The sequence below is a fragment of the Rhodococcus jostii NBRC 16295 genome, assembly GCF_001894825.1.
Lineage (GTDB): Bacteria > Actinomycetota > Actinomycetes > Mycobacteriales > Mycobacteriaceae > Rhodococcus_F > Rhodococcus_F jostii.
In genome coordinates, this window is record NZ_BCWY01000110.1 from 1 (window position 1) to 25,448 (window position 25,448).

The 25,448-nt window shown below is 67.3% G+C and carries 23 protein-coding genes; 9 read left to right on the forward strand and 14 right to left on the reverse strand.

The features are described 5' to 3' along the window. Window positions 1-142 precede the first annotated feature (142 nt). Window positions 143-790: an Rv1352/Rv1906c domain-containing protein gene (locus RJ1_RS39185; protein ID WP_073368942.1), complete on the forward strand. Its 648-nt coding sequence runs from the start codon at window positions 143-145 to the stop codon at window positions 788-790. Window positions 791-951: 161 nt separating this feature from the next. On the opposite strand, the gene RJ1_RS39190 is transcribed toward RJ1_RS39185, so the two are convergent. Beyond that, the gene (locus tag RJ1_RS39190) at window positions 952-2,349 is read right to left on the reverse strand and encodes a plasmid pRiA4b ORF-3 family protein (RefSeq protein WP_073368944.1); all 1,398 of its coding nucleotides are present in this window, start codon (window positions 2,347-2,349) and stop codon (window positions 952-954) included. Window positions 2,350-2,410: 61 nt separating this feature from the next. On the opposite strand from RJ1_RS39190, the gene RJ1_RS39195 reads away from it, so the two are divergent. Beyond that, complete coding sequence (locus RJ1_RS39195) at window positions 2,411-3,589, forward strand: serine/threonine-protein kinase (protein ID WP_073368947.1); 1,179 nt, start codon at window positions 2,411-2,413, stop codon at window positions 3,587-3,589. Window positions 3,590-3,754: 165 nt separating this feature from the next. On the opposite strand, the gene RJ1_RS39200 is transcribed toward RJ1_RS39195, so the two are convergent. Next, window positions 3,755-4,090: a hypothetical protein gene (locus RJ1_RS39200; protein ID WP_073368949.1), complete on the reverse strand. Its 336-nt coding sequence runs from the start codon at window positions 4,088-4,090 to the stop codon at window positions 3,755-3,757. After that, on the reverse strand, window positions 4,087-4,995 hold the full coding sequence (locus tag RJ1_RS39205; protein WP_073368951.1) for an LLM class flavin-dependent oxidoreductase: 909 nt from the start codon (window positions 4,993-4,995) through the stop codon (window positions 4,087-4,089). Before RJ1_RS39205 ends, RJ1_RS39200 begins: the two co-directional genes overlap by 4 nt. Before the next feature lie 151 nt (window positions 4,996-5,146). Between RJ1_RS39205 and RJ1_RS39210 the strand changes: the two genes are divergently transcribed. Further along, window positions 5,147-5,497, forward strand: coding sequence for a GNAT family N-acetyltransferase (locus tag RJ1_RS39210; RefSeq protein ID WP_073368953.1), 351 nt, complete (start codon window positions 5,147-5,149; stop codon window positions 5,495-5,497). Here the strand turns inward: RJ1_RS39210 and nhaA are convergent, their stop codons facing one another. The 3 genes from nhaA to RJ1_RS39225 all read right to left on the reverse strand — a co-directional run bounded on the left by nhaA (window position 5,498) and on the right by RJ1_RS39225 (window position 8,603). Then, a complete protein-coding gene (nhaA, locus tag RJ1_RS39215) occupies window positions 5,498-7,366 on the reverse strand; it encodes a Na+/H+ antiporter NhaA (RefSeq protein WP_073368954.1) in 1,869 nt (622 codons plus the stop codon). Between the two features lie 10 nt (window positions 7,367-7,376). After that, window positions 7,377-7,817, reverse strand: a complete 441-nt coding sequence (locus RJ1_RS39220; RefSeq protein WP_073368957.1) for an SRPBCC family protein — start codon at window positions 7,815-7,817, stop codon at window positions 7,377-7,379. Window positions 7,818-7,901: 84 nt separating this feature from the next. Beyond that, window positions 7,902-8,603: an alpha/beta fold hydrolase gene (locus RJ1_RS39225; protein ID WP_073368959.1), complete on the reverse strand. Its 702-nt coding sequence runs from the start codon at window positions 8,601-8,603 to the stop codon at window positions 7,902-7,904. Between the two features lie 435 nt (window positions 8,604-9,038). On the opposite strand from RJ1_RS39225, the gene RJ1_RS39230 reads away from it, so the two are divergent. Next, window positions 9,039-9,401 (forward strand): VOC family protein, encoded by a 363-nt coding sequence (locus RJ1_RS39230; protein ID WP_073368986.1) that lies wholly within the window; start codon window positions 9,039-9,041, stop codon window positions 9,399-9,401. A 176-nt stretch (window positions 9,402-9,577) separates the two neighbouring features. Here RJ1_RS39230 and RJ1_RS39235 read toward each other — a convergent pair whose 3' ends face one another. The 5 genes from RJ1_RS39235 to RJ1_RS39255 all read right to left on the reverse strand — a co-directional run bounded on the left by RJ1_RS39235 (window position 9,578) and on the right by RJ1_RS39255 (window position 14,058). After that, window positions 9,578-9,898, reverse strand: a complete 321-nt coding sequence (locus RJ1_RS39235) for a hypothetical protein (protein ID WP_073368961.1) — start codon at window positions 9,896-9,898, stop codon at window positions 9,578-9,580. Window positions 9,899-9,994: 96 nt separating this feature from the next. Further along, window positions 9,995-10,474, reverse strand: a complete 480-nt coding sequence (locus RJ1_RS39240) for a MaoC/PaaZ C-terminal domain-containing protein (protein ID WP_073368963.1) — start codon at window positions 10,472-10,474, stop codon at window positions 9,995-9,997. Window positions 10,475-10,571: 97 nt separating this feature from the next. Further along, on the reverse strand, window positions 10,572-11,204 hold the full coding sequence (locus tag RJ1_RS39245) for a hypothetical protein (protein WP_338049564.1): 633 nt from the start codon (window positions 11,202-11,204) through the stop codon (window positions 10,572-10,574). Window positions 11,205-11,308: 104 nt separating this feature from the next. Beyond that, complete coding sequence (locus tag RJ1_RS39250) at window positions 11,309-13,657, reverse strand: WXG100 family type VII secretion target (RefSeq protein WP_073368965.1); 2,349 nt, start codon at window positions 13,655-13,657, stop codon at window positions 11,309-11,311. Further along, window positions 13,654-14,058, reverse strand: coding sequence for a hypothetical protein (locus RJ1_RS39255; RefSeq protein WP_073368990.1), 405 nt, complete (start codon window positions 14,056-14,058; stop codon window positions 13,654-13,656). Before RJ1_RS39255 ends, RJ1_RS39250 begins: the two co-directional genes overlap by 4 nt. 195 nt (window positions 14,059-14,253) lie before the next feature. Between RJ1_RS39255 and RJ1_RS39260 the strand changes: the two genes are divergently transcribed. After that, the gene (locus RJ1_RS39260; protein ID WP_073368967.1) at window positions 14,254-15,474 is read left to right on the forward strand and encodes a fatty acid desaturase family protein; all 1,221 of its coding nucleotides are present in this window, start codon (window positions 14,254-14,256) and stop codon (window positions 15,472-15,474) included. Here the strand turns inward: RJ1_RS39260 and RJ1_RS39265 are convergent, their stop codons facing one another. From RJ1_RS39265 to RJ1_RS39275, 3 genes are all read right to left on the reverse strand, one after another. Continuing rightward, a complete protein-coding gene (locus RJ1_RS39265) occupies window positions 15,475-16,758 on the reverse strand; it encodes a type I glutamate--ammonia ligase (protein WP_073368969.1) in 1,284 nt (427 codons plus the stop codon). After that, entirely contained in the window at window positions 16,758-18,701 is a 1,944-nt protein-coding gene (locus RJ1_RS39270) for an acyl-CoA thioesterase/bile acid-CoA:amino acid N-acyltransferase family protein (RefSeq protein WP_073368971.1), read from the reverse strand. The genes RJ1_RS39265 and RJ1_RS39270 overlap by 1 nt, the downstream gene beginning before the upstream one ends. Window positions 18,702-18,783: 82 nt before the next feature. Continuing rightward, entirely contained in the window at window positions 18,784-19,674 is an 891-nt protein-coding gene (locus RJ1_RS39275; protein WP_073368974.1) for a LysR substrate-binding domain-containing protein, read from the reverse strand. A gap of 132 nt (window positions 19,675-19,806) precedes the next feature. On the opposite strand from RJ1_RS39275, the gene RJ1_RS39280 reads away from it, so the two are divergent. The 4 genes from RJ1_RS39280 to RJ1_RS39295 are packed head-to-tail and all read left to right on the forward strand — an operon-like array spanning window position 19,807 to window position 25,366. Beyond that, window positions 19,807-21,951: an acetate--CoA ligase family protein gene (locus RJ1_RS39280; RefSeq protein ID WP_073368977.1), complete on the forward strand. Its 2,145-nt coding sequence runs from the start codon at window positions 19,807-19,809 to the stop codon at window positions 21,949-21,951. Between the two features lie 40 nt (window positions 21,952-21,991). Then, entirely contained in the window at window positions 21,992-23,386 is a 1,395-nt protein-coding gene (locus RJ1_RS39285; RefSeq protein WP_073368979.1) for an MFS transporter, read from the forward strand. Then, complete coding sequence (locus tag RJ1_RS39290) at window positions 23,379-24,173, forward strand: enoyl-CoA hydratase/isomerase family protein (protein WP_073368982.1); 795 nt, start codon at window positions 23,379-23,381, stop codon at window positions 24,171-24,173. The genes RJ1_RS39285 and RJ1_RS39290 overlap by 8 nt, the downstream gene beginning before the upstream one ends. After that, window positions 24,170-25,366 (forward strand): acetyl-CoA C-acetyltransferase, encoded by a 1,197-nt coding sequence (locus RJ1_RS39295; protein WP_073368984.1) that lies wholly within the window; start codon window positions 24,170-24,172, stop codon window positions 25,364-25,366. The genes RJ1_RS39290 and RJ1_RS39295 overlap by 4 nt, the downstream gene beginning before the upstream one ends. Window positions 25,367-25,448 lie beyond the last annotated feature (82 nt).

The window sequence follows — 25,448 nt, forward strand, 5'->3', positions numbered from 1 at the left end:
CTGCCGCGCCTGCACCCGCCGCGCCGGCACCGGCGCCTGCGCCGTCAATTTTCGGATCCTGACCGCGTCCCCCGCGAATCGCCCCCACCCGAATACGACTGGTGGGGCGTTTCGCCCCCTGAACGAACAGAGGTAGATCACCGTGACCGAACCCGTCTATCCGGAGATCCCCACCGAGCCCGTTGGCGCGGCCGCCGACACGGCGACTGTCAGACGCAATCGTCGCTGGCCCTGGATCTTCGGTGTCGCCGTCGCTTTCGGGGCCGGCGTGGGGATCGGTCTCGCGACCACTCCCAGCGAGGACGAAAACCAGGCCAGGATCGACGCTGCGCTGGTCAGTGAACGCGCGGCCTTGGCCGCTCAACGAGCAGAGGCGGACGGAATGGCGGTCGACGCCGACAAGGCGGCAGACGACGCTGCGGCAGCCATGAAGAAGGCGCAGGAAACGCAGGCAGCAGCCGACCAGCATGCGGTAACCGTGAACGCTCAACTCGACGAGCGGAAGCAACAGCTCGACGGCAGGGAGGCCAGACTTGCCCCGCGCGAAGCTGACGCAGCCCGATCGACGTTCGGCAGTGGACTCCATCGGGTCGGCGTCGACATCAATCCCGGCACTTATCGCACCACCGGCAGCACGTATTGCTACTGGGAGCGGTTATCCGGCACTTCAGGCGAATTCGACGACCTGATCGCCAACGACGTACCCAGTGGCCCGTCCGTCGTCACGATCGCGCCGTCGGACGCCGCATTCAAAAGTCAGGACTGCGGGACATGGACGAAGACTAGCTAGTCACACGCCCAGCAGCGAGTGCTTCCGCCGCCCTGTTCCGTTGCCGCTTCCTACCCCTGATCTGGTCAGCGCCCCGGCTCAAAAGGCAGCGCAGGGCTGTCGGCGAGATTGAACGCGCCTGCGTTCGAAGGCGTTCGGGAGTAGTCGGTGTCGTTTCCGAACTACATCGAGAGCACCATCCGCGCGAAGAGCCGACCCCATTCGGGGTCCATGGGCTGGTCGCGTTGGACGTAGCCCTCGACCATTGCGCCGATCAGTTCGAGGAACGAGATCGTGGGTCGCCCTATCCAGAAGACTTCCTCGCGGCCGACGATCGTCCCGTCGCTCGTCTGCCAGCCGAGGGCGGCGAGACCCTCGGCGATCACGTCTCTGCGTTCGTCCGACGAGGTGCCGGCGGCGAGGGTGAGAAGCACGAGGTATCCGGCCTCCCGCTCGATCTGGTCGGTCCCGAGGGGCAGGCGATCGAGCAGATGACGCCACATCCGGGACATGTCGTTCGCCATCGCAGTGCCGAGATTGGTCCGAACGAGCTTGCCCTTGTACTTGCGCACCAGCCCGAGGGTCTTGGCGTACTCACGGAGCAGGTGGACCGGGCGTTGGTCTGTCTCGCGATTGCTGGTGGCGGGCCAGTCGTCGAAGCCCGGTAGCGCCTCCCGCATCTCCGCCACCACGGCCGGTGGCAGGTAGCCGGCCTGGGTCAGCGTGATCCCGTCGGATCCGATGCGCTGCAGGAACCACCGCAGGTGGAACGTTGCCGCTTGCTCCGCGGCGCCGATGTCACCCCTCCGCGCGGTGAGCCCGGCGTGCTCCAGCAGCGAAAAGACATGCGGGGCAGCCTGATGGGGGATTCGGCGCAGCAGTTCCGCGAACTTCGAATCCGTCACCGGCCAGTAGTCTCGGATCACGACTTCGAGCCGGAGGTGACGGTTCACCGCGTCGGCGCCGAACGATTCGGGCGCGAACCCCGGCCCCACCCACGCCCCGGCATCGTGGTGACCGGGGTGCGACGGCGACGCCAAGACCGTCAGCAGGTCTGCGTAGCCGCCCGGTCCGCCGCAGTCCTCGGGAGGGCAGGCGCGGGCACCGGCGAGGCAGCTCACCGTCGGTGCCGGCTCGTCGGCGTCGATCCGTTCGAGGACGATCGTATGGTCCCAGCCGTCCCCGAAGTCGTACAGATACGACAGCAGCTCGCCGGGTTCGGCCAGAACCTGATCGAGCCGCACCGCGTCCTCGCACAACTCGTCGTCCTCGTCGGCGAATCCCTCGTCGATGCTCTCGCGCATCTCGTACCGCTCGGAGGCGGGCGGCTCGCCGCCGACCCACGAATGCAGGTGACTGTCCTGCCAGCCCATCACGGTCTGCACGATCGGGTGCAGCTCGCTCAGCCGCAGGTTCGACGGCACCACGAACTGGCGCCAGATCGGCGGCGAGACCTCGTCGAGTTCGATGCGCAGGTGATAACTCGCGACGTCGCGACGTCCCCGCCTCTCCGACGGCCGGACGATCACCGGCACGTCGGGGACGACGGACAGGTGTCGGCGTTTACCCGAAGCGGTCATGGCGTCATGGTAGGTGGGAGGCAGCGGTGTCCGGCACAAGTGCTGACGATAGCGTGAGTGCATGCCCGTGTCCGCAGTTCTCGCAGGTCGGTACCAGTTGCGGGAAGTGCTGGGCCGCGGCGGGATGGCCGACGTCCACGACGGCTGGGACCTGCGGCTCGAGCGGCCGGTCGCGATCAAGGTGCTGCGCCCCGAACTCGCGTCCGTGCCCGACACCCGTCGACGGTTCGAGGCCGAGGCCCGGCTGGCCGCCACCCTGAACCACCCGAACGTGGTCGCGGTGCACGACTGCGGCGAGGACGCCGGGGTGGCATACATCGTGATGGAACGCCTACCCGGACGCACCCTGGCCGACGAGATCGCAGTCGGTCCGCTCCCGGACGCGCGGGTGCGGTCGATCCTCGCCGACGTGCTCGCCGCGGTCGGCGCCGCCCACCACGCCGGCATCCTGCACCGCGACATCAAGCCGGGAAACGTGCTGTTCACCACCACCGGCACGGTGAAGGTCACCGACTTCGGCATCGCGAAGAGCGCCGATACCGACCACACCGCGACCGGACACGTCCTGGGCACGGTCGCGTACCTCAGCCCGGATCGCATCACGGGGAAGCCGGCCACCCCCTCCGACGACCTGTACGCGGTCGGCGTCGTCGGCTACGAAGCCCTCACCGGGCACCGACCGTTCGCCGGCGACAACATCCTGTCGCTGGCCCGGGCCATCACCGACGGGGCTGCCCGGCCCCTCCACGTGGTGCGTCCGGACGCCGATCCGGGCCTCGTGCAGACGATCGAACGGGCGATGGCGCGCGATCCGCGGCAGCGGTACGTCGACGCGCAGGGCATGCGTGACGCCGTTCTCGGGGCGCACCGCGCGGTCCCGCCCCCGACGAGGGCATTCACGCCCGCCACATCAGTCCACGAGCTGCCACCCGAACCTCCGCGACCCCGCAGGAGGACCGGCCTGATCATCGCCGCCGTCGCCGCAGTACTGATCGCGGTCGTCATCGGGGCCCTGGCCATCGCATCGCAGAATCGGGACGGTACCGTCGGCCCCACACCGAGCCCCACCGCGGCCAGTCCGCCGCCGGCGCCGGTGTCCGCCCCGAACAGCCCCGTCGAGATCAACCCCGTCGCACCGGTCCCGCCGACGGTCGCTCCTAAGCCGGGTCCGGGAAATGGCAACGGCAACAACGGGAATGGGAACAACAAGACCAAGGACAAAGACAAAGAGGGCAACTGAGCTAGGGCATGTCTCCCAATCCCTCTCGGATGCACCTGGCGAAACAATCGTCGTCCGGCAAGGCGGAGGAGAAGCCGATACCGCTGTTGTATCGGCGCCGACGACAACGCAGCAGGGCGGCGATTGGGCGCCAGGAGCACCGAAACGGGGATTTGGAGACATGCCCTAGTCCTCGGCCGCGGCCCGGACCTTGAACAGCACGATCTGCTCGTTGGCGAACGGGATTACCGATGCCGGACTCGCCCCTTCCGCGCGTGGCAACAGGTGCACCGGGACGTCGGGCCTCACGTCGAGCACGAACTGCCGCATCGCATCCCGGGCGGGATCGTCGAGGCCGCCGCCGATGACGACGAGGTCGACGTTGCCGTCCAGCAGTGTCTGCCGGATGCGGTCGCGGTCGTTGAACGCCACCACGTCCCGTCCGAACCGGCCCAGTTCTTCCTTCAACACGTCCAGCGTGGACTGGCGCCTGCCGATCAGGAGAAGCCGCGGCTCGGTCATGCGCGGGCACTCACGCCGCGGCGCGCGTCCACAGCGGCCCGCACCGCGGGCGCGACGTCGGTCGCGAACTTCCTGACCTGGGCGAGGTCGTCGCCGTCGGTGCCGAAGACGAACGTGTCCATGCCCGTCTCCACCACGAGTTCGGTCAGTTGGCTCACCCATTGCTCGGCGGTGCCGTTGAACAGCGTGTCCGACGGGGTGTCGGCGACCTGACCGAAGACGTTGTAGGCGCGGACGATCGAACTGGGATCCCGCCCGGCGTCCGCCACACCCGCATCGATCTTCTCGTGCATACCCGGCAGGACCTCCGGCGGGAAGTAGGAGCTGGACGGGATCCACCCGTCGGCGGAGCGCCCGAGCGAGCGCAGCAACCGCGGGCCGCCGACACCGAGCCAGATCCCCATCGGGTGCGCCGGGACCGGCCCGGGATGCACGCCCTCGAGCCGGTAATGCGTGCCCTCCGATCGGACGGCGCGCTCACCCGACCACATCCGGCGGATCACCTCGACCGCCTCCTCCAACGCAGTCGCGGCCTGCCCGGGAGTTCGGACGTCGCCTCCCATCGCCCCGATCGCCTCCCAGAAGGCGCCGGCACCCAACGCCAGTTCGAACCGGCCGCCCGACAGCACGTCGAGGCTGGCCGCGGCCTTCGCCATCACCGCCGGTGGGCGCAGCGGCAGGCACGCGACGTCGGGAAAGACGCGCACCCGCTCGGTCCGGGCCAGCAGGGTGCCCATCAGCGAAAAGGAGTCGAGAAATTTCGCCTGGTACGGGTGATCCTGAACGCCGATGAGGTCGAGCCCGGTCTCGTCGGCGAGCGCGGCGAGTGCGAAGGTGTTGTCCAGCAACTCCACCGTCGGGGTGACGAACACCCCGAACTGGACGGTTCTGCCGTAGTCGGTCATCTCGGTCGCGTCCCCTCTCGGATCGCCGGCCGTCGGGGGTCGGCGTGGTTCGACCTGCCCGGCCGATGCCGATCGGGTCGCTGGGCTCCTTCGATCATCCAACACCTCGCCCGCGGGGAACACCCGGTTCGTCGCGCGGCATAGTGGGTTCATGACTTCTGACGACACGACGAACAGCTCCGCCCCCGAAGTGCGGGACGCCCCCGACCATCACCGCTTCGAGATCGACGTCGACGGACAGCGGGCCGGGTTGACCGAGTACCTCGACCGCGACAACCAGCGCATCTTCTTCCACACCGAGATCGGCGACGAGTTCGCCGGGCACGGCCTCGCCAGCGCCCTGATCCACAGCGCGCTCGATGAGACCGTTCGCGGCGGCAAGCGGATCGTGCCGATCTGCCCGTTCGTCGCCGGCTACCTGAAGAAGCACGACGACTTCGCCGACAGCGTCGACCCGGTCACCCCCGACGCCATCCAGGCGGTGCAGGATTCGCGAGGCTGATCACGGCGTCGTGTCGGCGTCTCGCGACTCCTCGAGCTGCCCGATGAGGGTCGCGGCGTCGTAGGGGCCGCTGTGCCGGGTGAGTTCGGTGCCCGTCGTGCCGAGGTAGAACGTCGGGGTCACGCGGAAATCGCTCGACTCGGCGTCCAGTTCGTCGTCGTCGATGCGGTGGAGGTATTCGCCCTTGCGGATGTCCTCCTCGAACCGGTCCATGTCGAGCCCCAGCTCGGCCGCGTAGCCGAAGATCTCGTCCTCGGCGAGGGCGTCGCTGTTGGCGAACAGGTGGTCGTGCATCTCCCAGAACCGTCCCTGCGCCGCCGCGGCCTCACTGGCCTGGGCCGCGAAACGGGCATGCGGGTGCACGGCGTCCAGAGGCAGATGCCGGAACACGTAGCGGAGTTCGTCACCGAAATGTGCTCGCACGTCCCGGATGCTGCCGGTGGCCTTGCTACAGAACGGGCATTCGAAATCGCCGTACTCGACGAGGGTGAGCGGCGCATCGGCGGGACCCCGCACGTGATCGCGCGCAAGATCGACGGGCCGCAGGAGGGTGAGCCCGGCAGCCTTCGTCGGCGGGTACCGCCAGTCCGACAACCGGAACAGCGCCCAACCGAGGACCGTCGCGATGACGGCCGCGGTCAGGACGCCGACCCGGGCGTCGTTGGCCAGCTCGGGTGAGTCGATGGCGAGGTCGACGATGAACAGCGAGATGGTGAAGCCGATGCCGGCCAGCGCGCTGCCACCGGTGATCTGCGAGAGCGTCAGCCCGGGCGGCAGGCTTCCCGGCCGCAGCTTCGAGAAGACTGCGGTGGCCGCGGTGATGCCCACGAGCTTGCCGACCACCAGACCGAGCACGATGCCCCAGGCCAGCGAAGAGCGGGCCGCGTCCGCGAGGGTCTGCCCGGTGATGACCACTCCGGCGTTCGCGAGCGCGAAGATCGGCACGACGAGGAACGCCGTGTACGGCTGGTAGAAGCGCAGGAGCCGCTCGTTGACGGACACCGCCCGCAGCACGCCGAGCTGTGCGGCGCGGGCGTACTCGGAGTTGGGTGATTGCCGGAACGCGCGGGTGAGTTCACCGGCCCGCTCGACCTCGCTGCGTCGCGGCGGATACACCGGCAGGATCAGCGCGATCAGCACACCGACGAGGGTGGGGTGCACCCCGGACTCGTAGAACGCCACCCAGGTGGCGGCCGCGACGACGAAGTACGCGACACCCCGCCACACCTCGAGCTTGCGCAACTGCATGATCAGCAGCAGTCCGACGCACCCGAGGAGCAGCGGTCCGAGCCGCAGGTTGTCGGTGTAGAAGAAGGCGATGATCGCGAGGGCGCCGATGTCGTCGGCGACGGCGAGGGTCAGGATGAACAGGCGCAGCCGGGCGGGACATCTCGGCCCGACCAGCGCGAGCGCCCCCAGCACGAACGCGGTGTCGGTAGAGACCACGACACCCCACGCGCTTGCCTCGTCGCCGCTGGGGTTGAGGACCAGGAACAGGGCGGCGGGTAACGCCAGCCCTGCGATGGCGGCGAGGAGGGGGACGGCGGCACGGGCGCGGTCGGTGAGTTCGCCGATCGTCAGCTCGCGTTTCACCTCCAGCCCGACGACGAAGAAGAACAGCGTCATCAACCCGTCGTTGACCCAGTGCTTCAGGTCGAGGCCGACGCTGTAGTCGCCGATCTGGATCGTCACCGGCGTGTGCCAGAACGTCTCGTACGAATCACCGATGTTGGCCCACACCAACGCGAGAACAGTCGCGACGAGGAGGAAGCCGGCCGATAGCTTGTCGTCGTCGGTGTCGTCGCGAATCTCGGCCAACCGCATCGACAGTCGTCGAAGTGTGGTGGGGCTGCTCTGGTCGACCGTCATCAGTTCCCCGTCAGGCGTAGTTCGCGAGAACGAACTTGGTGAAGCCCTTGCGGATCAGCCGGACGGCCTGCTTCTGGCCCTGCCGCAGCACGGACTTCGGCACCCAGACCTTCGGCTCGACCGAGATCGTGAGGTACACCGACGTCCCGCGCGCGGTGGGGGTCAGCCGGTAATCGCCTTCCTGGCACTTCTGCTTCTCGCTCTCGAGGAGCGTCCACGACATGTGCTCGTCCCCGATCCACTTGTGCTCGGCCAGCTGAACGTCGGAGACGCCGAGGACGGCGAGCGTCATTCGCACAGTGCGGGGACGTCCGTCGTCGAATCGGGACTCGACGACCACCTTCTTGTGCACCGCCGACCACTCGGGGATGCGTTCGACCTCCACCAGAGCGGCCATCACCTGTTCCGGGGTGGCCTCGATCTCGAACTCGCCTGACACCGACAACGCCATCTGGTGCTCTTCCTCTCGTCGGATGTGCCTCACCCATGTGAGTGGCATTGCGTCGTCCAACACACATTGCCACTCACCTGCGACCTACAGTTCGGCCGCGTAGCGCTCCAGCATGGCAGCAAGCTCGTCGGGGCGCGCGAGTGCCGCGAGATGCCCCGCGTCGATGACCTCCGGCGCGATGCCCAGCCGCTCCCGGACGATCCGCTGCATGAAGTCGAGCGGAAACAGCCGATCGCGGCTGCCGGCGACGACGCGCGTCTTCACGTGCGGCCACGCGTCCGCCTGCCACACCGTCTCGAACGGGGTATCCGACATCACCGGCTCCTCCTGGCTGAACGCCTGCTCGGTGACGTCGGCGGGCACGTCGTGGAAGAACAGCGACCGCAGGTCGTCGGGGGCGTCCGGGTCGCGGCCCTCCAGCACGTCGAACGCGCGTTTCGCCTCCTGTTGACCGGTGGTCGCCCACCACTGTCCGGGCGCCTCCCCCGGCGCCGGCAGCATCGGCGCCACGAGAACCAGGAGGTCGACATCGACCTCGCCGCGTTGACACACGATCGCCGCGGTGAACGCAGACATCGACTGCGCGACCAGCACGATCGCCCCCTCGATGTCTTCGACGGCATCGACGACGACGTCGGCGAACTCATACTGCCCCGCGTCGTCGTCCCCGTACGGCAGGTCGACGGCGATCACGGAGTGCCCGTTTCCCTCCAGCAGCGGTGTGACGCGATGCCAGTACCACGAGTCCGAGCCGGCGCCGGGCAGCAGAACGAAAGTTGCGGGCATCTCGACTCATCTCCTGTTTCCGGGACACGAACGGTCGAGTCGAGCCTAAGCGTTACGTGAGCGGGAATGCGCGCCCGAACACACATTGCCACTCACGTGCGGGGTGTGAAACGGCCGAGCGTCGGACGGCGATACACCCAATAGGTCGGACACATCGTTCCGACCGTGCCGGGATCGACCACACGTTTCGAGAATGAGCTGACATGTTCACCAACCACCTCTTCGGCGGAATGACCGAACAGGAAATCGACATCGAGATCGCCGACGAGCTGGCGGTCTGACGCACCTCACCTCCTGTGAGCGGCGTTGCGCATCCCGGCACCCGGCGTCACTCACCTGCGAATTATCTTCACGCTCAGCTGGTTCCCCCGCTTGCTGATGCCCGACGGAATCTCGGCGTAGCGTCACGTGGACACTGTCGACGGAGGAGTGCTCATGTCGGGCGAACTGTCGTTCTTCGAACTGGGTGTGGCCAACACCGAGCAGGGCCGCAAATTCTATTCAGCATTGTTCGGCTGGGAATTCGAACCCGGCCCCGGCGGATCGGGCTACTCGATCACCACACCGAACGTCCCGGGCGGCATTCACGGCGGTGACGAAGGAGCAAGCCCGTACGTCTTCTTCCGGGTACCCGACCTCGCCGCCGCCGTCGAGCACGTGCTGGCACTGGGCGGCACCGTCGACGCCGTGGACCTGGGCGACGACCCGCAGTCGGTGGCGAAATTCGGGAAGTTCAAGCTGTGCCACGACGACCAGGGATCCGCGTTCGGGCTGCACGAACCACCCGACGGGCACTGACCAGCGCGCCCCGGGACGGAGAACTCCCAGAGCGCGCTGATCACGGAGCGACCGGTCTACGGTTCGTTCGGGTGAGTCGCCACCGCCCTCGTCACCGCTGAACGTGGGCGGTCGGTTTCACGCCACGACCGACTTACGCGACGGGTCCTTGCCTCGCGTGAACGATCACCGTCGAATCAGGGATTAACCGTCCGGCCTTGATCATTGTTGACCGGCGGCTGCGAGGAAATGCCGTCCTCGGGGCCGTCGCACCAATTGTCGAACTGGTTGTACGGGTCGGTGCCCCATTGCGGCACATTGTTCTCGTAGGGTTCCGCCCAGTCGTCGCACCCGACGGGGCCGTTCTGCGGGAATCCGGGTGGCATCGGCTGAATGACATCCGGCCTCCGCACCGGCACCGCCGAGTCGAGAGTGCCACCCCAGGCGACACCGGACGCTCCCAATCCGATCGAGGCCGCGAACACTGCTACCGCGGCCACTCTCCTGCCCATTCTCATGATTGCCTCCGTGTGGTGTTATGGCCTTTTGGGGCGGTACCCAGAAACCCGGAGAACAATCCTCGAAGTGGGCGTTTCGTCCAAGAAATTCGACGATTAGTCGGTTTTGGGACGGCAGTGCATGTACATCTCGGTCACCGACGTCAGGACCTGCTTGCCCGACCCGTTGAGAATTTCCGCCGCGACGGTCACCAACGCCCGACCGCGATCGTCCGGCACCACATCCTCGATCACCAGTTTTCCGGTGAGAACGTCACCCGGCTTCACCGGCCGGAGGAAGTTGACATCGCGCATCCGCTTCCCGGCGATGACGCTCCACCCCGTGTACAGCGTCGACGCCGACAGCCGCTGACACACCGCGATGGTGTGAATACCACTCGCGATGAGCCCACCGAAATAGCCCTCATCTGCAGATTCCCGGTCGATGTGGAACGACTGCGGATCCCACTGCCCCGCGAACTCGAGCAGCTCCTCCTCCGTCACCGTGTACGAGCCCAGCTCGAACTTCTCGCCGACCCGCAAGTCGTCCGCATAGACGACATCGCACTTGCTGTCCACCACACACCGTCCGATCATTCGCCCGCGCCCCCGACACGGAGACTGCAGTCGAGGATAGGACCGTGCGAACACCGCGAGCACACGGCCCTCGCGAGACGAGGGTCGTAGGTGGCTGTCAGTTCTCGTCGTACCTCGGCCAGCCCGGATACGGAGCAAGCGTCGGATATGGGGTGTCGTGCGGGAGGTTCGCCTTCTGCGGTCTCGCGTCCCGGGCATCGGGCATGCGCGAGTCACACTCCGAATAGGCACTCTGATCGCGCGCGCCTTTTGCGTGCTCAGCGAGCTTCCAACCATCGAAGACGTTGATGGTGGGTGCGCGTTCGGGGCCGGAGGACACAGCCGACGGTGCCGACAGAACCTCCGGTGCGGTCACTTCCACAGTCTCCGCATTCACATACTTCGATCCCAGGTTGTAGAACTTCCCGTCCTCACCCACTTCCATCACCGAATAGTCGCCCGTGCAGACCGTGGCGAACCAGCCATGCTCGGTCGGCGTCATCCACATCAGGTGTTGGAACTGGGTGCCGACGTATCGCCGGTCGGTCGGGTCGACGGGATCGTCGAAGTCGGCCCTCTTGCTCTGGGCAACCGCCTCGGCGAAACCCGGGTACGTGGCCGAGAGTGCATTGGCGTTGATCGCAAGGTAGTAGGACTCCACGTACGCGCGTACGACCGTCGCCGGCTGGCCGTACAGATCAATGCCTGGGTCTGCTGACCACCGATAGGTGAAACCTGTGCTCTCGGGCACGGAGTAAGCCACAGGCGGCACGACCGCTGGGGGTTCCGCCTCATTCGATCCACACCCTGATACCAGCAGAAGTGTCGTGGCGACAATTGCAATGGAATTTCGATTCACTGTCTGCTGGTCACATTCTGCGCAAACTCGCGCCCTGCGTTCATCTGGTCGACGAACTCGCCCAATCTCGTGTACCCGGAGTCGATTATGTAGCTCGAAAGGTTCGCCCCGAGTATCGGGAGAGTAGAGGCGGGGCGGTCGCCCGCAATCTCGTCGTACGGCAACAAGGGACCGTTCTCCCCATCTCGAAATCTCTCCAGCCCCTCGTAGGGGCCGAGCACTCCGCCATTCGAGGACTGAATACCGACAGCAATCTGGTAGTACTGCTTCGCGAGGTGCGCTTCGTCAGCAAATTGAGTATTCGGTTGCGCGGTGCTGTCAGGCACAGCTCCCATCACCGCACTCTTGAACGCCGGATCCGCAAGATCGATGCCACTCGAGATAAGCGGACCGGCACCCGGAATGAACTCGACGCCCTTACTCATTACCGTTCTAATGGTGTCGTACGCGACGCCCTTGTTCTCGAATCCTGATGAATTTGTTGAGGATTCATCCCCCGAACGGTCGGCGAACTCGAGATCGAACCCCCTGTCCACAACACCCTGAATGCTGCCTGCCCACCATCCGTACTGGTCGTTCGAGACCTGCGGAGTGCGACCCTCAATGGCCCACGCCTGCTCCAGCTGAGCGGACATTCCGAATGCCTGTGCGTTGAAGTAGCTCGCCGCATCTGCGTTGGAGTCGATCACCGAGAACAGGCGGGGCGCGTTTTCGAGCCCGAATTCCGCGCCGGCCGGGCTGATGAAACCCGACGTGCCCGCGAGGTCGCCGGGCACCCCCACCATATTGCCGATGTACGGTGCGAGGGATCTACCCAGGGCCTGTGTGATGCCGGGGTTGACCTCACCGATGGCTTGGCCGTTGGTGCCCGGGATGTCCAGCAGTTCGGCGTCTTTGGCGGCGAGGAGTTGTGACAGTCCGAATGCGGTTTCACCGGCTTGTGTCGACCGGGATATCTCACCGGGGTCGGTTGGGTCCGAGGGTCGGGCGTCGTCGGCGATCCAGTCGAACATTCCCGCGACGTTCTGTTCGCCGCCCTCAGCCCAATCCCGTTGGAGCAGGGGCATGACGATGTCGTCGCGGTTGTAGTCGGCCGGCATGCCTTCGCCGGACAGGATGTTGTGGACGGCGACATGATCGCGTCCACCGACACCGACCATGTCTTGCAGGAGGGTGTCGACGCTGTCGCGGCCCAGAGCCTTGTGGTCGAAGGAGTCGCCGATCAACAAGCTCTTGTCGCTGGTGGCGGATGCTATTTCGCCGGCGCGGGAGAGAAGGCTTTCGCTCAGCTCACTACCCTGCTGGACGGCCGGGTCGGCGAGGCCGAACGCCGTGGTGAATCGGGCCAGGTCCTCGCCGTTGTTGATTACGACGGACGGTTGCGGGGCGTCGTGCGCGCCCTTCATCAGGTTGCCGGTCGACGTCACCGGCCCCTCGAACAGGCCGCGAAGGCCGTCCGGGATGTGGCTCTGCCCGCCTACGTCACCGGCGGCACTGCCGACGTTGTAGTTCGACACGACGGCGAGACCGTTGGACAGCGCGCTCGCCGCCTCGGTGCGACCGTTCTCGCTGTACTGCTCCGACAGTTCCAGGAAGCCGTCCTTGCCGGCCGCCGAATAGAACTGTTGGAGGAAGTCCATCGTTCCCTGCGGAACGTCGGTGACCTTGCCACCGTCTGCCAGCGTCTTCACCTGTTCGGGGGTGAGCCCCGCGGCCGCGATCTCCCGCGCGACACGGTCACGGACAGCCTGCGGAATGTCGGAACCCCCACGCGCGACCTGCTCGCCCAACTCGGTGCCCTCGTGCCCCGACAGGCCCGCGGACGACGGGGCACTCGCCGCCACGGCCCCGAGTGCGTCCCGGATCGCGCTCGCCATGCCCCGATCCGCGTTGTCGAGTTCCGTCAGCGCTCCACCGAGTTGGCTGCGCCAGTACTCGGTCAGGTCGGCGTGCTCGGCGGCTTCGGCGTCACTCATCGTCGTGGGCTGGCTGACGAGTTGCCAGTCGTCGGACACGGTGAATCCGTCACCCGCTGCCTTGTCGAGCACGGTGGCGACGTAGTCCCGCGCATGGCCGAGGCGATCGGCGCCGCCGACGAGAGCGTTCGACAGATCCTCCAGATCGTCTGCGAGCCGCCGGATTTCCGTGCGCTCGGTGTTCGCTCGCTGCTCGGCGGCGGCCTGCGCCGAGCCGCGCCAGTCGTCGTGCCGGCCCAGATCCGCGACAACCCGATAGATGTCCTCGGCCCGGCTTCGTGTGTCTTCGGCGGTCCGCCCGATTTCCTCACCTGCCGCGGTCAGGTCTCGTGGATTCCACACGTGCAGTTGCGACCGGCGGGGAATCACATCTCCCCCATCGCCGACAGCTGCGACGCGAAGGACGTGTCAGTGACCTCGTAGTTGTCGGCCCCGTCCCCTGCGATGAACGCCATCTCGCCGATGCGACTCGCCGCAACCCCGAGCGCGGAGGCGAGGATGTCGCCGGCGTCCTGGCACGCGGCCGCGGTGTCGGATCCCTCGACGGCCCGGACTGCGTGCTCGAAGCTGCGCCGGCCACCCAACGCCTCGACCTCACGGGCGACGGCGCCGAGCGCACCGGACATCGCGCGGAGCATGTCGGGGTCGACCTTGACGACCGCGACCTCCGGTCCGCCGAGCACCGGCGGCAACCCGGGGACGCTCGCCGGCAGCGGCTGCGTCGCCCCGGTTCCGTCCAGCGAAGTAATGACACTTTCCGGCCAGGTCATATCGCCCACCGACATCGAATTCTCCCCCTGATATCCGCCTCGCAGATCCACCCCCGGACCCGGGTCGTCGACACGCTCGGCGACCGTGGAGAGAATAGCGGACGCACTCACACGGACGTGTGACCACAACACGGTTGTGCATCGGTTGCGCGGATACGCAGATTGAGATCGGCGCGAACCGGGTATCGAGAGCCCATGGCCATCACGGATATCAAGGAATACAGCCACCTCACCGAGGCGGATGTGGAGGCGCTGGGCGCGGAACTCGATGCGATCCGAGCCGACATCGAGGAGTCCCGCGGCGCCCGCGACGCGCGGTACATCGACCGTACGATCAAGCTGCAACGGTCGCTGGCGATTGCGGGCAGGGTCGTACTGTTCGGCAGCCGGAAGAGACCGGCATGGCTCCTGGGTACCGCATTGATGGGCGCGGCGAAGATCATCGAGAACATGGAACTCGGCCACAATGTCATTCACGGCCAATGGGATTGGATGAACGACCCCGAGATCCACTCGACGAACTGGGAATGGGACAACACGTGCCCGTCCTCGGGATGGAAGCACTCGCACAACTACGTCCACCACAAGTTCACCAACATCGTGGGCCTCGACAGCGACGTCGGGTACGGGATCCTGCGCATGACCCGGGACCAGAAGTGGTCGCCGGTGTACCTGGCGCAACCGTTCTACAACGTGCTGCTGGCGTTGCTGTTCGAGTGGGGTGTCGCGCTGCACCACCTGGACGTGGAGAGCATCCGGCGCGGCGACTACGACCGCGCCGAAACCCTCCGCAACGCGAAGGAGGTGGGACGCAAGATCGCGCGGCAGGTCGGCAAGGACTACGTGGTGTTCCCGGCGCTCACCGGCCCGGCCTGGAAGTCCACGCTGACGGCCAACGCCACCGCCAACGTGATCCGGAATCTGTGGGCTTACGGTGTCATCTTCTGCGGACACTTCCCCGACGGGGCCGAGAAGTTCACCAAGGAAGAATTCGACCGGGAGACCAAGGCCGAGTGGTATCTGCGTCAGATGCTGGGCTCCGCCAACTTCCACGCCGGACCGGTGCTGGCGTTCATGAGCGGCAATCTCTGCTATCAGATCGAGCACCACGCGTTCCCCGACCTGCCCAGCAACCGCTACGCCGACATCGGCGTGAAGATGCGGGAACTGTGCGACAAGTACGACCTCCCGTATACGACGGGTTCGCTCCCTCACCAGTACGGACTCACCCTGCGCACCATCTTCAAACTCGCCCTGCCCAACCGGTTCCTGTCGGCGTCCGCGGACGACGCACCGGAGACGGCGTCGGAACTCCGATTCCGCATTCGGGGTGGGATGAAGGAGGTGTTCGGGGTCGACCCGGCCACCGGTAGGCGGCGCGGACTGCGCACGGCGCTGGCGATGATCCGGAACTGACTACGACGTCCACGCGTACCGGAAGCGCTGCGCCACCTCGTCCACTGGCTCGTCCCGGTACCGCGAGTTCTCGTATTCCTTGACCGCGAGCAGCGCCTCCAGAATCGCCGGGCCGAACAGGTCCTGCGCGAGCGAAGATACCCTGAGTGCTCCGAGCACGTCCGACGGCAGCGTCGGGAGCAGGTCGACGGCGTCCGCGCCGGTCAGTTCGGCCGGGTTGACCGACACCTCGTCTGGGAGGGGAAGCGCACCGACGATTCCGTCGTGGGCGGCGCCGAGGATGGCGGCGGTGCTCAGATACGGGTTCGCGGAGGGGTCGACGGGTTTGATCTCGAGGTTCGCGCCGTGCGGGTTCCCGGCGGTGTCCGCGCAGAGCCGGACGGCGGCCTCCCGGTTCTCCAGACCCCAGCAGCGGTACACACCGGACCACATTCCGGGGCGCAGCCGCAGGTGCGACAGCGCGGACCCGGCGAGGACGGCCGTGAACTCGGGTAGCGCCCGCAGAATCCCCGCGACAGCCGCACCACCCGACTCCGTCAGCCCGTGCGGACCCGGACCTCCCGACAGCAGCGGCACTCCGCCGTCGGAGAACGACACGTGCTGATGGGCACCGTTTCCCGCACCGCCCGCGACGGGCATGGGCGAGAACGACGCCCGGAACCCCTGCGCTCGCGCGACGCGGCTGATCAGAGCGCGGGCCAGCACCGCGTCGTCGGCCGCCCGGACGGGGTCTGCGGGGGCGAGGGACACCTCGAACTGGTTGAGTCCCGCCTCGGCGTGGACCTGCTCGACCGGCAGCTCGGCCGTCGCTGCCGCCGACAGCAGGACGTCGAGGAATTCCTCCTGCGCGAGAACGGCATTGAGCCCGTAAGCCGCCCATTCCTCGACGGTCGCCGCGTCGAAGAGCGTGAACTCGATCTCGTGCCCGGTCCGCGCGGTCAGGCCGGACGAGGCCAACCGCTCCGCCACTCGCCGCACAGCGCCCCGGGTGCACGCGGGCGACGGCGTCCCGTCCTGCTCGGAGAGGCACGCCGGAGCCCAGTACGTGCCGTTGCCCAGATTCCTCACGTCGTCGCTGTCGATGCGCAGACGAAGGTCGCCGACGACGGAATACGACGGTGTGAACGCGAGGTGGTCGTCGACGCAGAACACACTCCAACTCGGCGAGGCGCCCGCACCGGACTCGACGAACGACGTCAGCCTCGACATCGGAAGGACCTTCGCCCGGGCGACCCCGGCCATGTCGACGATCGAGCCGACGATACGGTCTGCCCGCCCGTACATCAGGCCCTCGTTCCCGCCGTGATCCGCGCGAGGAAGCCGAGCACGCTTCGCACGGCTTCCCGTTGCGCCCGGCCCTGCCCGACCCCTCCACCACCGAACGCGATACCCCCGGTCCACTGCGCGTCGGCGGGGAACATTCCGAGACGGATGAGGTGGCCGGCGCCGTCGAAGGTCCGGTGTGCGTCGTGGGAGGCGGATCGACGATCGAGCAATGCCGTGGCCATGTCGGTCGACGGCCACAACTGGTCGTCCGCGCCGGTCAGGCACAGCAGCGGCGGCGGCGCCTCCTCGGACCGCAGCGCGGCCTCAGGGGGTGCGGCGGCGAGACCGGCCCGGTAGGCGGCACACAGTCGCAGCAGGCTCGGCCGGTGGGCGGCGATGTCGTGGTGCGTCCGCCACGCGTTGCGGATCAATTGGGCCATCAGCTCACCTCCCGGCAACGGCGCCCACAGCACGGGCCGGCCGTTCCACGTCCACGACGGGGTGCCGGCGATCTCCCCGTCGGGTCCGATCGCCTGCCACGACACCGAACTCGGGCTGACCAGGATCAGGCCGGCGACGGGAAGGTTTCCGGCGCAGGCCGCAGCGAGCACACCCTCCGCGCCGCGCGAGATCGCCATCGCGGTGAGCCGGTTCGCGTTCACCGACTGCTGCGCACCCAACGCCCCGACTGCCGAAGCGAACCGCTCGAGCGGAATGTTCACCAGCGTCGCCTCGGTGCTCGACTCGTCCACCCATGAATAGGCCAGTGCGGCATAACCGTTGGACGCCAACATCCCGATCGTGGAACGTTGCGAGTCGACGCCACCCTCCGAGCCGCCGAAGCAGGCGACGGCCGGCCAACCGCCGGTGGGTTCCTCGCCGGCGGGCAACGCCAGCAGCGCCGGCCGCCCGCCCACCTCGAGCGGACGAACGGACACCCCGGGGGCGCTCACGCGACGCGTCACCGTCCGCCGTGCGATTCCGTCCGGAGACGTCGCCTCGACCGTCACCAGCCAGGCGTCGGGCGGGGGCACGAACAGTTCGGGCACCCGGCCCTCCGACACGAAACGCATGGCCCACAGCGGCGCGTCGGCGTCCGCCACCGCCCAGTCGCCGCTGCCCGGAACCTGCGCGGGGACATCGACGATCCCCTCGGCCGGGACGGTGAAACTGGCCTCCGACCGCCACTGCGCACCGAACAAGTCGGTGCCGGTGGTGCGGACGGTCACCGACGCGCCGGGCTTCGCGCCGCGCACGACGAGCGAGAACGCCTCGTCGTGCCGTGAATCCGCCGGAACGTCGAGGGCGAGGGAACCGGTCGACACATCCGCGGCCGGCGCCGGTTGCGGCGTCACCTCGGACTCCGTCGAAGACTGCGACTCGAGCAACTGCGACCGCTTCTCGAACCAGCCGGGGAACACCGCCGACACCAGGCCCGCGACACCCATCAGGGTGAACGGCAGCACCCAGTAGCAGGCGACCGACAGGGTGTCGCCGGCGTCGCGCATGGTGGCGTCACCGTCGACGATCGGCGGGATCAGCGAGAACACGGTCATCAGTCCGAACGCGGCCACCCACATCCACGTCATCGCCGTGGTGACGTACCGGAATCCGCCGCTCGCCGCGGTCTGCGCGTCCACACCGGCCTCCGCGTACTCGCGCACGAACGGCCGCCCGACCAGGACGCCGACGGTCGCGATCGCGAACAACCCGAAGTTGCTGAGCGGCTGCAGCCACCGCTCGAGGACGGCGTCGTCCAGGGTGAGTGCCGCGATCAGCAGCAGCCCGAAGACGGCGACGGTGCCGACCTCGAGGGTGCGCCACGGCTGGTGTCGCACCCGCTGCAGCACCTGACCGGCCAGCGCGATGCCGAACGCGATCGCGACGGCAGCGACGAATCCGGTGTTGCCCACCAGGATCCAATAGACGATCCACGGTGCAAATCCGATGACGAATCCCATTGCCCTGCCCCACTGGTCGAGTCACCATATTGTCGGCCCTCGGGCGGGCGCGGGGTGCCGATTCACCGAAGGTCGGCGCGGATCACTGCGCGAGCGATTCCGCCAGTTCGCAGAAGCGTTGCACCGTGACCCCGGCGAACGTCGGGTTGTACGCCACCGCCAACCCGATCGCCGGGCGCAGCGCTGCGGGAACGAGCGGCCGGAACCGCACACCGGCGCCGGCCCGCTTCGACGAACTCGACGGAACGAGCGCCCAGCCGAAGCCACTCTCCACCAGAAACAGCACCGTCTGCACCTGCACCGCCTCCTGGGTGACTCGCGGCGAGAACTTCGCCTCCTCGAACAGGATCGAGGTCAGCGCATGCAGCCCGGGCAGTCCCGACGTCGTGTAGTCGATGAACGGCTCGTCGCGCAGGTCGTCGAGCGAGACACCCTCCTTCGCCGCCAACCGGTGCCGCACGGGAAGCGCGACGACGAAGTGATCACGCTCCACGGTGATGTAGCGGATGTCGCTGCGCCGGGACAGCGGCACCCGCACGATCCCCACGTCGAGGTGATTCTGCTCGAGGGAGTCGATCAGTTCGGCGTTGGTGAGCTCCGAGAACTTCAGCACGATGTCGGGGTACTGCTTCTGGAATGCCGGCAGCAACCGCGGGAGCAGGATGTTCTTGGCGGATCCGACGAAACCCACGCGTAGTCCGCCACTGAATCCGTGCGCGGTGGATCGCGCCACCCTGGCCACTTCCTCGGCGTGGAAGAGCGCGGCCCGGGCATCGGTGAGCGCCGCCTCGCCCGCCGTGGTCAACCGCACCCGGTGGGTGGACCGGACGAACAGTTCCGCGCCGATCTCCTCTTCGAGTTTGCGGATCGACACGGACAGCGGCGGCTGCGTCATATGCAGGCGTTCTGCTGCCGCGCGGAAATTCAGGGTGTCGGCGACGGCGACGAATTGCTGCAGTTGCCGTAGGTCCATGGTGATATCCCGTCCGAATCAAGTGATGCCGATCAATGCGCTTCCCTTGTATTGAACACGCCCCCGTCGGCACTGTGACTCGGACAACAGTCTTCGAGCATTCGTCCCCCACATCACCGCGGAGGCCCCTCTATGACACCTGCGAACCCCGTTCCCGCACTCGCCAATTTCGAGAAGGCGTTCCGCCCCCGATCCGTCGCGGTCATCGGCGCGTCCGACGACGCGACGCGCATCTCCGGGCGTGCCCTGCACTACCTGATCCGCGCCGGCTATCGCGGGGAGATCTACCCGGTCAACCACCGCCGCGACACGGTGCAGGGGCTCCGCGCCTTCCCCACCCTCGCCGACGTCCCGCGGACTCCCGACATCGCGTTGATCGCCCTTCCGTCGCGACTGCTCGAGGACGCCCTCACCGACTGCGTCGAGCACGGCGTCGGCGCGGCGGTCGTCTACGCGGCGGGCTTCGCCGAGACCGGGTCGGGCGGCAGTGCGCTGCAGGACCGGCTGGCCGCCATCGCAGCGGCGGGCAACATCCGGCTGTTCGGCCCCAACTGCCTCGGGTTGCTCCACACCGACAGCGGATTCACGGGCACGTTCAGCAGCGCGTTCGACGAAGCCCTGCCGACTCCGGGTGGCGCAGCCATCGTCAGCCAAAGCGGTGCCTACGGTGGGCATCTCGCGTATCTGTGCGAGAAGCGGGGAATCGGTGTCGGCTACTGGGTGTCCACCGGCAACGAGGCGGGCACCGACGTCGCGGACTGCATCCACTGGCTCGCCCTCCAGGATGACGTGAGCGTGATCCTGGCCTACGCCGAAGGAATCCGCGACGGCGAGTCGTTCCGGGCCGCACTGCGCGCCGCGCACGATCACCGCAAGCCTGTCGTGTTCATGAAGGTCGGGCAGTCCGCGGCGGGCGCGTCCGCCGCGCAGTCCCACACGGCGAGTCTCGCCGGCGCCGACGCGGTGTTCGACGGGCTCTGCGCGCAATACGGTGTCTACCGCGCGCAGACCACGCAGGAACAGGTGGATGTCGCCTACGCCGCCGTCCGCGGACGCTTCCCGTCCGGCCGCAGCCTCGGAATCATCACCGTCTCGGGCGGTTTCGGTGTGCAGCTGTGCGACGCTGCCGAACGCGGCGGCCTCGACGTCACGCCCCTCGCCGAATCCGGGCGGGCGAAACTCCGCGCGCTCAATCCGATGGGCAGCGACGACAATCCCTGCGACACCACCGCCGGCTGGCTCAACGACATGAGCCTGATCACCAAGACGTTCGACGTCATGTACTCCGACGGCGGCTACGACAGCATCATCGGATCGTTCACCATGCTGCCCGACTCCCCCACCTACGGCGAGGAGATCCGCCTGGCCATCGCCGCCGGGACGAGGGAATACCTCGACCGTCCGACGGCGCTGTGCATGGAGGCGCGCCCCGAGGTGGTCCGGGCATACGAGAGCGACGGCTTCCTCGTCTTCGACGACTCCGAGCGTGCCGTCACCGCGCTCGGCGCCCTCGCGTACTTCGCCGAGCACTTCGACTCCCCGATCGCCGAGCACTTCGACTCCCCGATCGCCGGCCACCGACAGCGCACCGCGCGAGTCGATCTCGGCAGCGAGCCGTTGTCGGAACACGCCGCCCAGAAGATCCTCGCCGACGCCGGCATCCCCTTCCCCGCCTCGACCGTGGTCACCCACCCCGACGACGTCGCGAAGGCGGCCGCCGATCTCGGTTTCCCCCTGGTCATGAAGATCGTCTCGCCCGACATCGCGCACAAGACGGAGATCGGCGGTGTCATTCTCGACGTCGAGGACGAGGCCCGGGCGAGCGCGGCGTATCGGACGCTCCTCCAACGCGCGACCGCAGCGGTGCCCGGTGCCCGCATCGAGGGTGTGCTGCTCGGCGTGATGTGCCCGAAGGGTGTCGAAACCATCGTGGGCGTGACCAACGATCCCGCCTTCGGCCCCACCGTCATGTTCGGGCTGGGTGGCGTGCACGCCGAATTGTTCCGCGACGTCGCGTTCCGCGTCGGTGAACTCGACCACGCCGAAGCGGTGAATCTGATCCGGGAGATCAAGGGTTATCCCCTTCTCACGGGGTTTCGCGGTGCTGCCCCCGCGGATGTCGACGCGCTCGCGGACCTCCTGGTCGCCGTGTCGAGGTTCGCCGTCACCCACGGCGACCAACTCGACTCCCTCGACCTCAACCCGGTGCTGGTTCTCGAGGAGGGCCGCGGCGTGCTCGCCCTCGACGCAGTGATCACGGTGCGGACCGCCCCGTGATCACAGGCATCACCCCCGACAACGAAGGCAGGAGAGCACCATGCCCCTCTCGGAGACCCACCCCAGCTCGTCGAGCCGTACGCGCCACACCGACGCACCCGCACCCCGCCGCACCAGGATCCGCTTCCTGATCGTCGCACTGCTGTTCATCGTGTCGACGCTCAACAACGCCGACCGTGCGATCCTGTCCATCACCGGCACCGAGATCAAGGCCGATCTCGGTATCAGCGCCATCACCCTCGGCTATCTGTTCTCCGCGTTCGCGTGGGCGTACATGCTGGCGCAGATCCCCGGCGGACGGCTCGTCGACCGCTTCGGCGCCAAGCGGATGTATGCCATCAGCATCTTCGTCTGGTCACTCTTCACCCTGCTGCAGGGCTTCGTCCCGCTCATGGGGCTCGGTGCCGCCGTCGCCGCACTGTTCGCCCTGCGCATCGGTGTCGGGATCGCGGAGGGCCCCGCCTACCCGTCGAACGGCCGGGTGGTGGCCACCTGGTTCCCGTCGTCCGAACGGGCCACCGCCTCCGCAATCTTCAATTCGTCCCAGTACGCGGCGGCGGTGGTGTTCACCCCGTTCATGGCGTGGCTCACCCACGCGCACGGATGGCACTCCGCGTATCTCGTCATGGGCGTCATCGGCATGGCGCTGAGCGCGCTGTGGCTGAAGTTCTACGACCAGCCGCGCAAGCACAAAATGGCCAACGACGCCGAAATCGAGTACATCGCCGACGGTGGTGCGCTGGTCGACATCGAGGAGGCGAGTTCGGCACCGGACGCCCCGAAGATCAACACCTGGAAAGCGATTCGTCAGCTCCTCCGCAGCCGGATGATGCTCGGGCTCTATGCCGGCCAGTTCTTCATCACCACCATCGTGTACTTCTTTCTCACCTGGTTCCCGATCTACCTCATCGAGGAACTCGGCATGCCCCTGCTCGACGCCGGCCTCGCCGCGTCCATTCCCGCGATCTTCGGCTTCCTGGGCGGGATCCTCGGCGGAGTCCTGTCGGACCGCCTGCTCACCCGGGGTGTGTCCCTCACCTGGGCCCGCAAGATTCCGATCATCACCGGGCTCACGCTGTCGACCGTCATCGTCCTCTGCAACTTCACCACCTCGCAGACCGTCGTCATCCTCTTTATGGTGCTGGCGTTCTTCGGCAAGGGACTCGGCAGCCTCGGCTGGACCATCGTCTCGGACACCTCCCCCAGGGAGGCGGCCGGACTGTCGGGCGGCCTGTTCAACACGTTCGCGAATGCCGCGGGTATCACCACCCCGATCGCCATCGGCTACATCGTCGACGCCACCGGATCGTACGACGGAGCGCTGATCTTCGTCGGTGTCAGTGCGGCACTGGCGGTCTGCAGCTTCCTGTTCATCATGGGCAAGATCACCCGGGTCGAGTTGACTCCGGATCGGAACGGAGTCCGCCATGCCTGACGTGCACGTGCATCTCACGATCGAGAACGGTGTCGCGATACTGACACTCGACAATCCGCCACTCAACGTCGTGACCCTGGAATTGACACGGCAGCTCGGCGACCGCCTCGACGCCCTCGCGATCGACGACACGGTGCGTGCTGTCGTCGTGACCGGCGCCGGAAGTCGGGCGTTCTGCGCCGGATCCGACATCTCCGAGTTCCACGACATGATGGAACCGGGCCAGGTGGTGGAGAAGAAGCTGCGACGGCAGAACGAGATCTTCCAGTTCCTCGCGCACTTCCCGAAGCCGACGGTGGCCGCGCTGGGCGGTCTCACCCTCGGCGGTGGACTCGAAATCGCCTGCTGCTGCGACCTGTTGATCGCCGAGGAACACATCTCGCTGGCGCTACCGGAGATCAAACTCGGGGTCTTCCCCAGCAGCGGCGGAACGTTCCGCACCACACGGCGGATCGGGATCGGCCGTGCCAAGCGGATGATGTTCTTCGGTGACCCGATCGATGCCCCGACCGCACTCGACTGGGGTCTGGTCGACGCCGTGGTTCCCCGGGGCACCGCACTGGCCGAGGCACGGCGCTGGTCCGGGATCCTCACCCGTCGACCCGCTTTCGCCCTGGAGCTGTGCAAATCGGTGATCAACGCGGGCGACGACCTGGACGAGGATCAGCTCGTGCAGAAGTCCCTGACCGCAAGCGACCGTGCGTTCAGTTCCCCCGAATGCCGCGAAGGGGTGCGCGCCTTCTTCGCCAAGACGACCCCCGATTTTCGAATTCAGGAGCACTCATGAGAAGAGCCGCAATCGTCGCCCCGTCCCGCACCGCCATCGGCGCCTTCGGCGGCGCCCTGAAGAACGTCGCCGTGGAGGATCTCGGCGCCGCCGTCGCCACAGCCGTGGTCGAGCGCAGCGGCATCGACCCCGCACTGATCGAGGACATGGTGTTCGCGCAGTCGTATGCGAACAGCGAGACACCTTGCGTCGGACGCTGGATCGCGCTACAGGCAGGCTTCCCCGTCGACGTCGCCGGAATGCAGCTGGACCGCCGGTGTGGCGGCGGCCTGCAGTCGATCGCCACCGCGGCCATGATGGTGCAGAGCGGCGCCGCAGACGTGGTGATGGCCGGCGGCGTCGAAAGCATGAGCAACGTCGAGTTCTACACCACAGGCATGCGCTGGGGTTCCCGTCAGGGAACGGTGACACTGCACGACCGCCTCGACCGCGGCCGGGAACGGTCTCAGCCCGTCGAACGATTCGGCTACATCTCCGGGATGATCGAGACGGCGGAGAACCTCGCGACCGGATACGGCATCTCCCGCGAGTGCGCCGACGCCTTCGCCGCCCAGAGTCATCACCGTGCCGCCGCGGCGTGGAACGAGGGGCGCTTCGCGGACGAGGTCGTGCCGATCAAGGTTCCGCAGCGCAGAGCCGAGCCCGTGATCTTCGACCGCGACGAGGGAATCCGGGCCGACTCGAACGTCGAGAAACTCGCGGCGCTGCGCACCGTCGTGCCGAACGGCACCGTCACGGCAGGCAACGCCTGCCAGCAGAACGATGCCGCCGCGGCGTGTCTCGTGGTCGCGGAGGATCAGCTGGGCCGGCTCGGTCTCGAACCTCTCGGCTTCCTGCACGGGTGGGCAGCCGTCGGATGCGAACCCGCCGAAATGGGGATCGGCCCGGTCCCGGCGGTGCGGAAGCTGTTCCGCACACTCGGACTGGGATTCGACGACATGGACCTCATCGAAGTCAACGAGGCGTTCGCAGTTCAGGTCCTGGCCGTGTTGCAGGGCTTCGGGTACGAAGACCAGTCGAAGGTCAACGTCAACGGCTCCGGAATCTCCCTCGGCCACCCCGTCGGCGCCACCGGTTCCCGGATCATGGCGACACTGCTCCACGAACTGAAGCGTCGCGGTGGACGCTACGGACTGGAAACGATGTGCATCGGCGGCGGGCAGGGCATCGCCGCCGTCTTCGAATCCGCGTGAGCATTCGCGCTCGTCGTCCTGAACTCGGCGCGTACACCGCGGATTGACGATGCGCGCCGAGTCTCGGTGAACTCGCCTCTCG

What these genes read in the sequence shown, in the direction of transcription:
- RJ1_RS39190 (WP_073368944.1), bottom strand. Translation starts at nt 2,349, where the DNA reads ATGACCGCTTCGGGTAAACGCCGACACCTGTCCGTCGTCCCCGACGTG.
- RJ1_RS39195 (WP_073368947.1), top strand. Translation starts at nt 2,411, where the DNA reads ATGCCCGTGTCCGCAGTTCTCGCAGGTCGGTACCAGTTGCGGGAAGTG.
- RJ1_RS39200 (WP_073368949.1), bottom strand. Translation starts at nt 4,090, where the DNA reads ATGACCGAGCCGCGGCTTCTCCTGATCGGCAGGCGCCAGTCCACGCTG.
- RJ1_RS39205 (WP_073368951.1), bottom strand. Translation starts at nt 4,995, where the DNA reads ATGACCGACTACGGCAGAACCGTCCAGTTCGGGGTGTTCGTCACCCCG.
- RJ1_RS39210 (WP_073368953.1), top strand. Translation starts at nt 5,147, where the DNA reads ATGACTTCTGACGACACGACGAACAGCTCCGCCCCCGAAGTGCGGGAC.
- nhaA (WP_073368954.1), bottom strand. Translation starts at nt 7,366, where the DNA reads ATGACGGTCGACCAGAGCAGCCCCACCACACTTCGACGACTGTCGATG.
- RJ1_RS39220 (WP_073368957.1), bottom strand. Translation starts at nt 7,817, where the DNA reads ATGGCGTTGTCGGTGTCAGGCGAGTTCGAGATCGAGGCCACCCCGGAA.
- RJ1_RS39225 (WP_073368959.1), bottom strand. Translation starts at nt 8,603, where the DNA reads ATGCCCGCAACTTTCGTTCTGCTGCCCGGCGCCGGCTCGGACTCGTGG.
- RJ1_RS39230 (WP_073368986.1), top strand. Translation starts at nt 9,039, where the DNA reads ATGTCGGGCGAACTGTCGTTCTTCGAACTGGGTGTGGCCAACACCGAG.
- RJ1_RS39235 (WP_073368961.1), bottom strand. Translation starts at nt 9,898, where the DNA reads ATGAGAATGGGCAGGAGAGTGGCCGCGGTAGCAGTGTTCGCGGCCTCG.
- RJ1_RS39240 (WP_073368963.1), bottom strand. Translation starts at nt 10,474, where the DNA reads ATGATCGGACGGTGTGTGGTGGACAGCAAGTGCGATGTCGTCTATGCG.
- RJ1_RS39255 (WP_073368990.1), bottom strand. Translation starts at nt 14,058, where the DNA reads ATGACCTGGCCGGAAAGTGTCATTACTTCGCTGGACGGAACCGGGGCG.
- RJ1_RS39260 (WP_073368967.1), top strand. Translation starts at nt 14,254, where the DNA reads ATGGCCATCACGGATATCAAGGAATACAGCCACCTCACCGAGGCGGAT.
- RJ1_RS39265 (WP_073368969.1), bottom strand. Translation starts at nt 16,758, where the DNA reads ATGTACGGGCGGGCAGACCGTATCGTCGGCTCGATCGTCGACATGGCC.
- RJ1_RS39270 (WP_073368971.1), bottom strand. Translation starts at nt 18,701, where the DNA reads ATGGGATTCGTCATCGGATTTGCACCGTGGATCGTCTATTGGATCCTG.
- RJ1_RS39275 (WP_073368974.1), bottom strand. Translation starts at nt 19,674, where the DNA reads ATGGACCTACGGCAACTGCAGCAATTCGTCGCCGTCGCCGACACCCTG.
- RJ1_RS39280 (WP_073368977.1), top strand. Translation starts at nt 19,807, where the DNA reads ATGACACCTGCGAACCCCGTTCCCGCACTCGCCAATTTCGAGAAGGCG.
- RJ1_RS39285 (WP_073368979.1), top strand. Translation starts at nt 21,992, where the DNA reads ATGCCCCTCTCGGAGACCCACCCCAGCTCGTCGAGCCGTACGCGCCAC.
- RJ1_RS39290 (WP_073368982.1), top strand. Translation starts at nt 23,379, where the DNA reads ATGCCTGACGTGCACGTGCATCTCACGATCGAGAACGGTGTCGCGATA.
- RJ1_RS39295 (WP_073368984.1), top strand. Translation starts at nt 24,170, where the DNA reads ATGAGAAGAGCCGCAATCGTCGCCCCGTCCCGCACCGCCATCGGCGCC.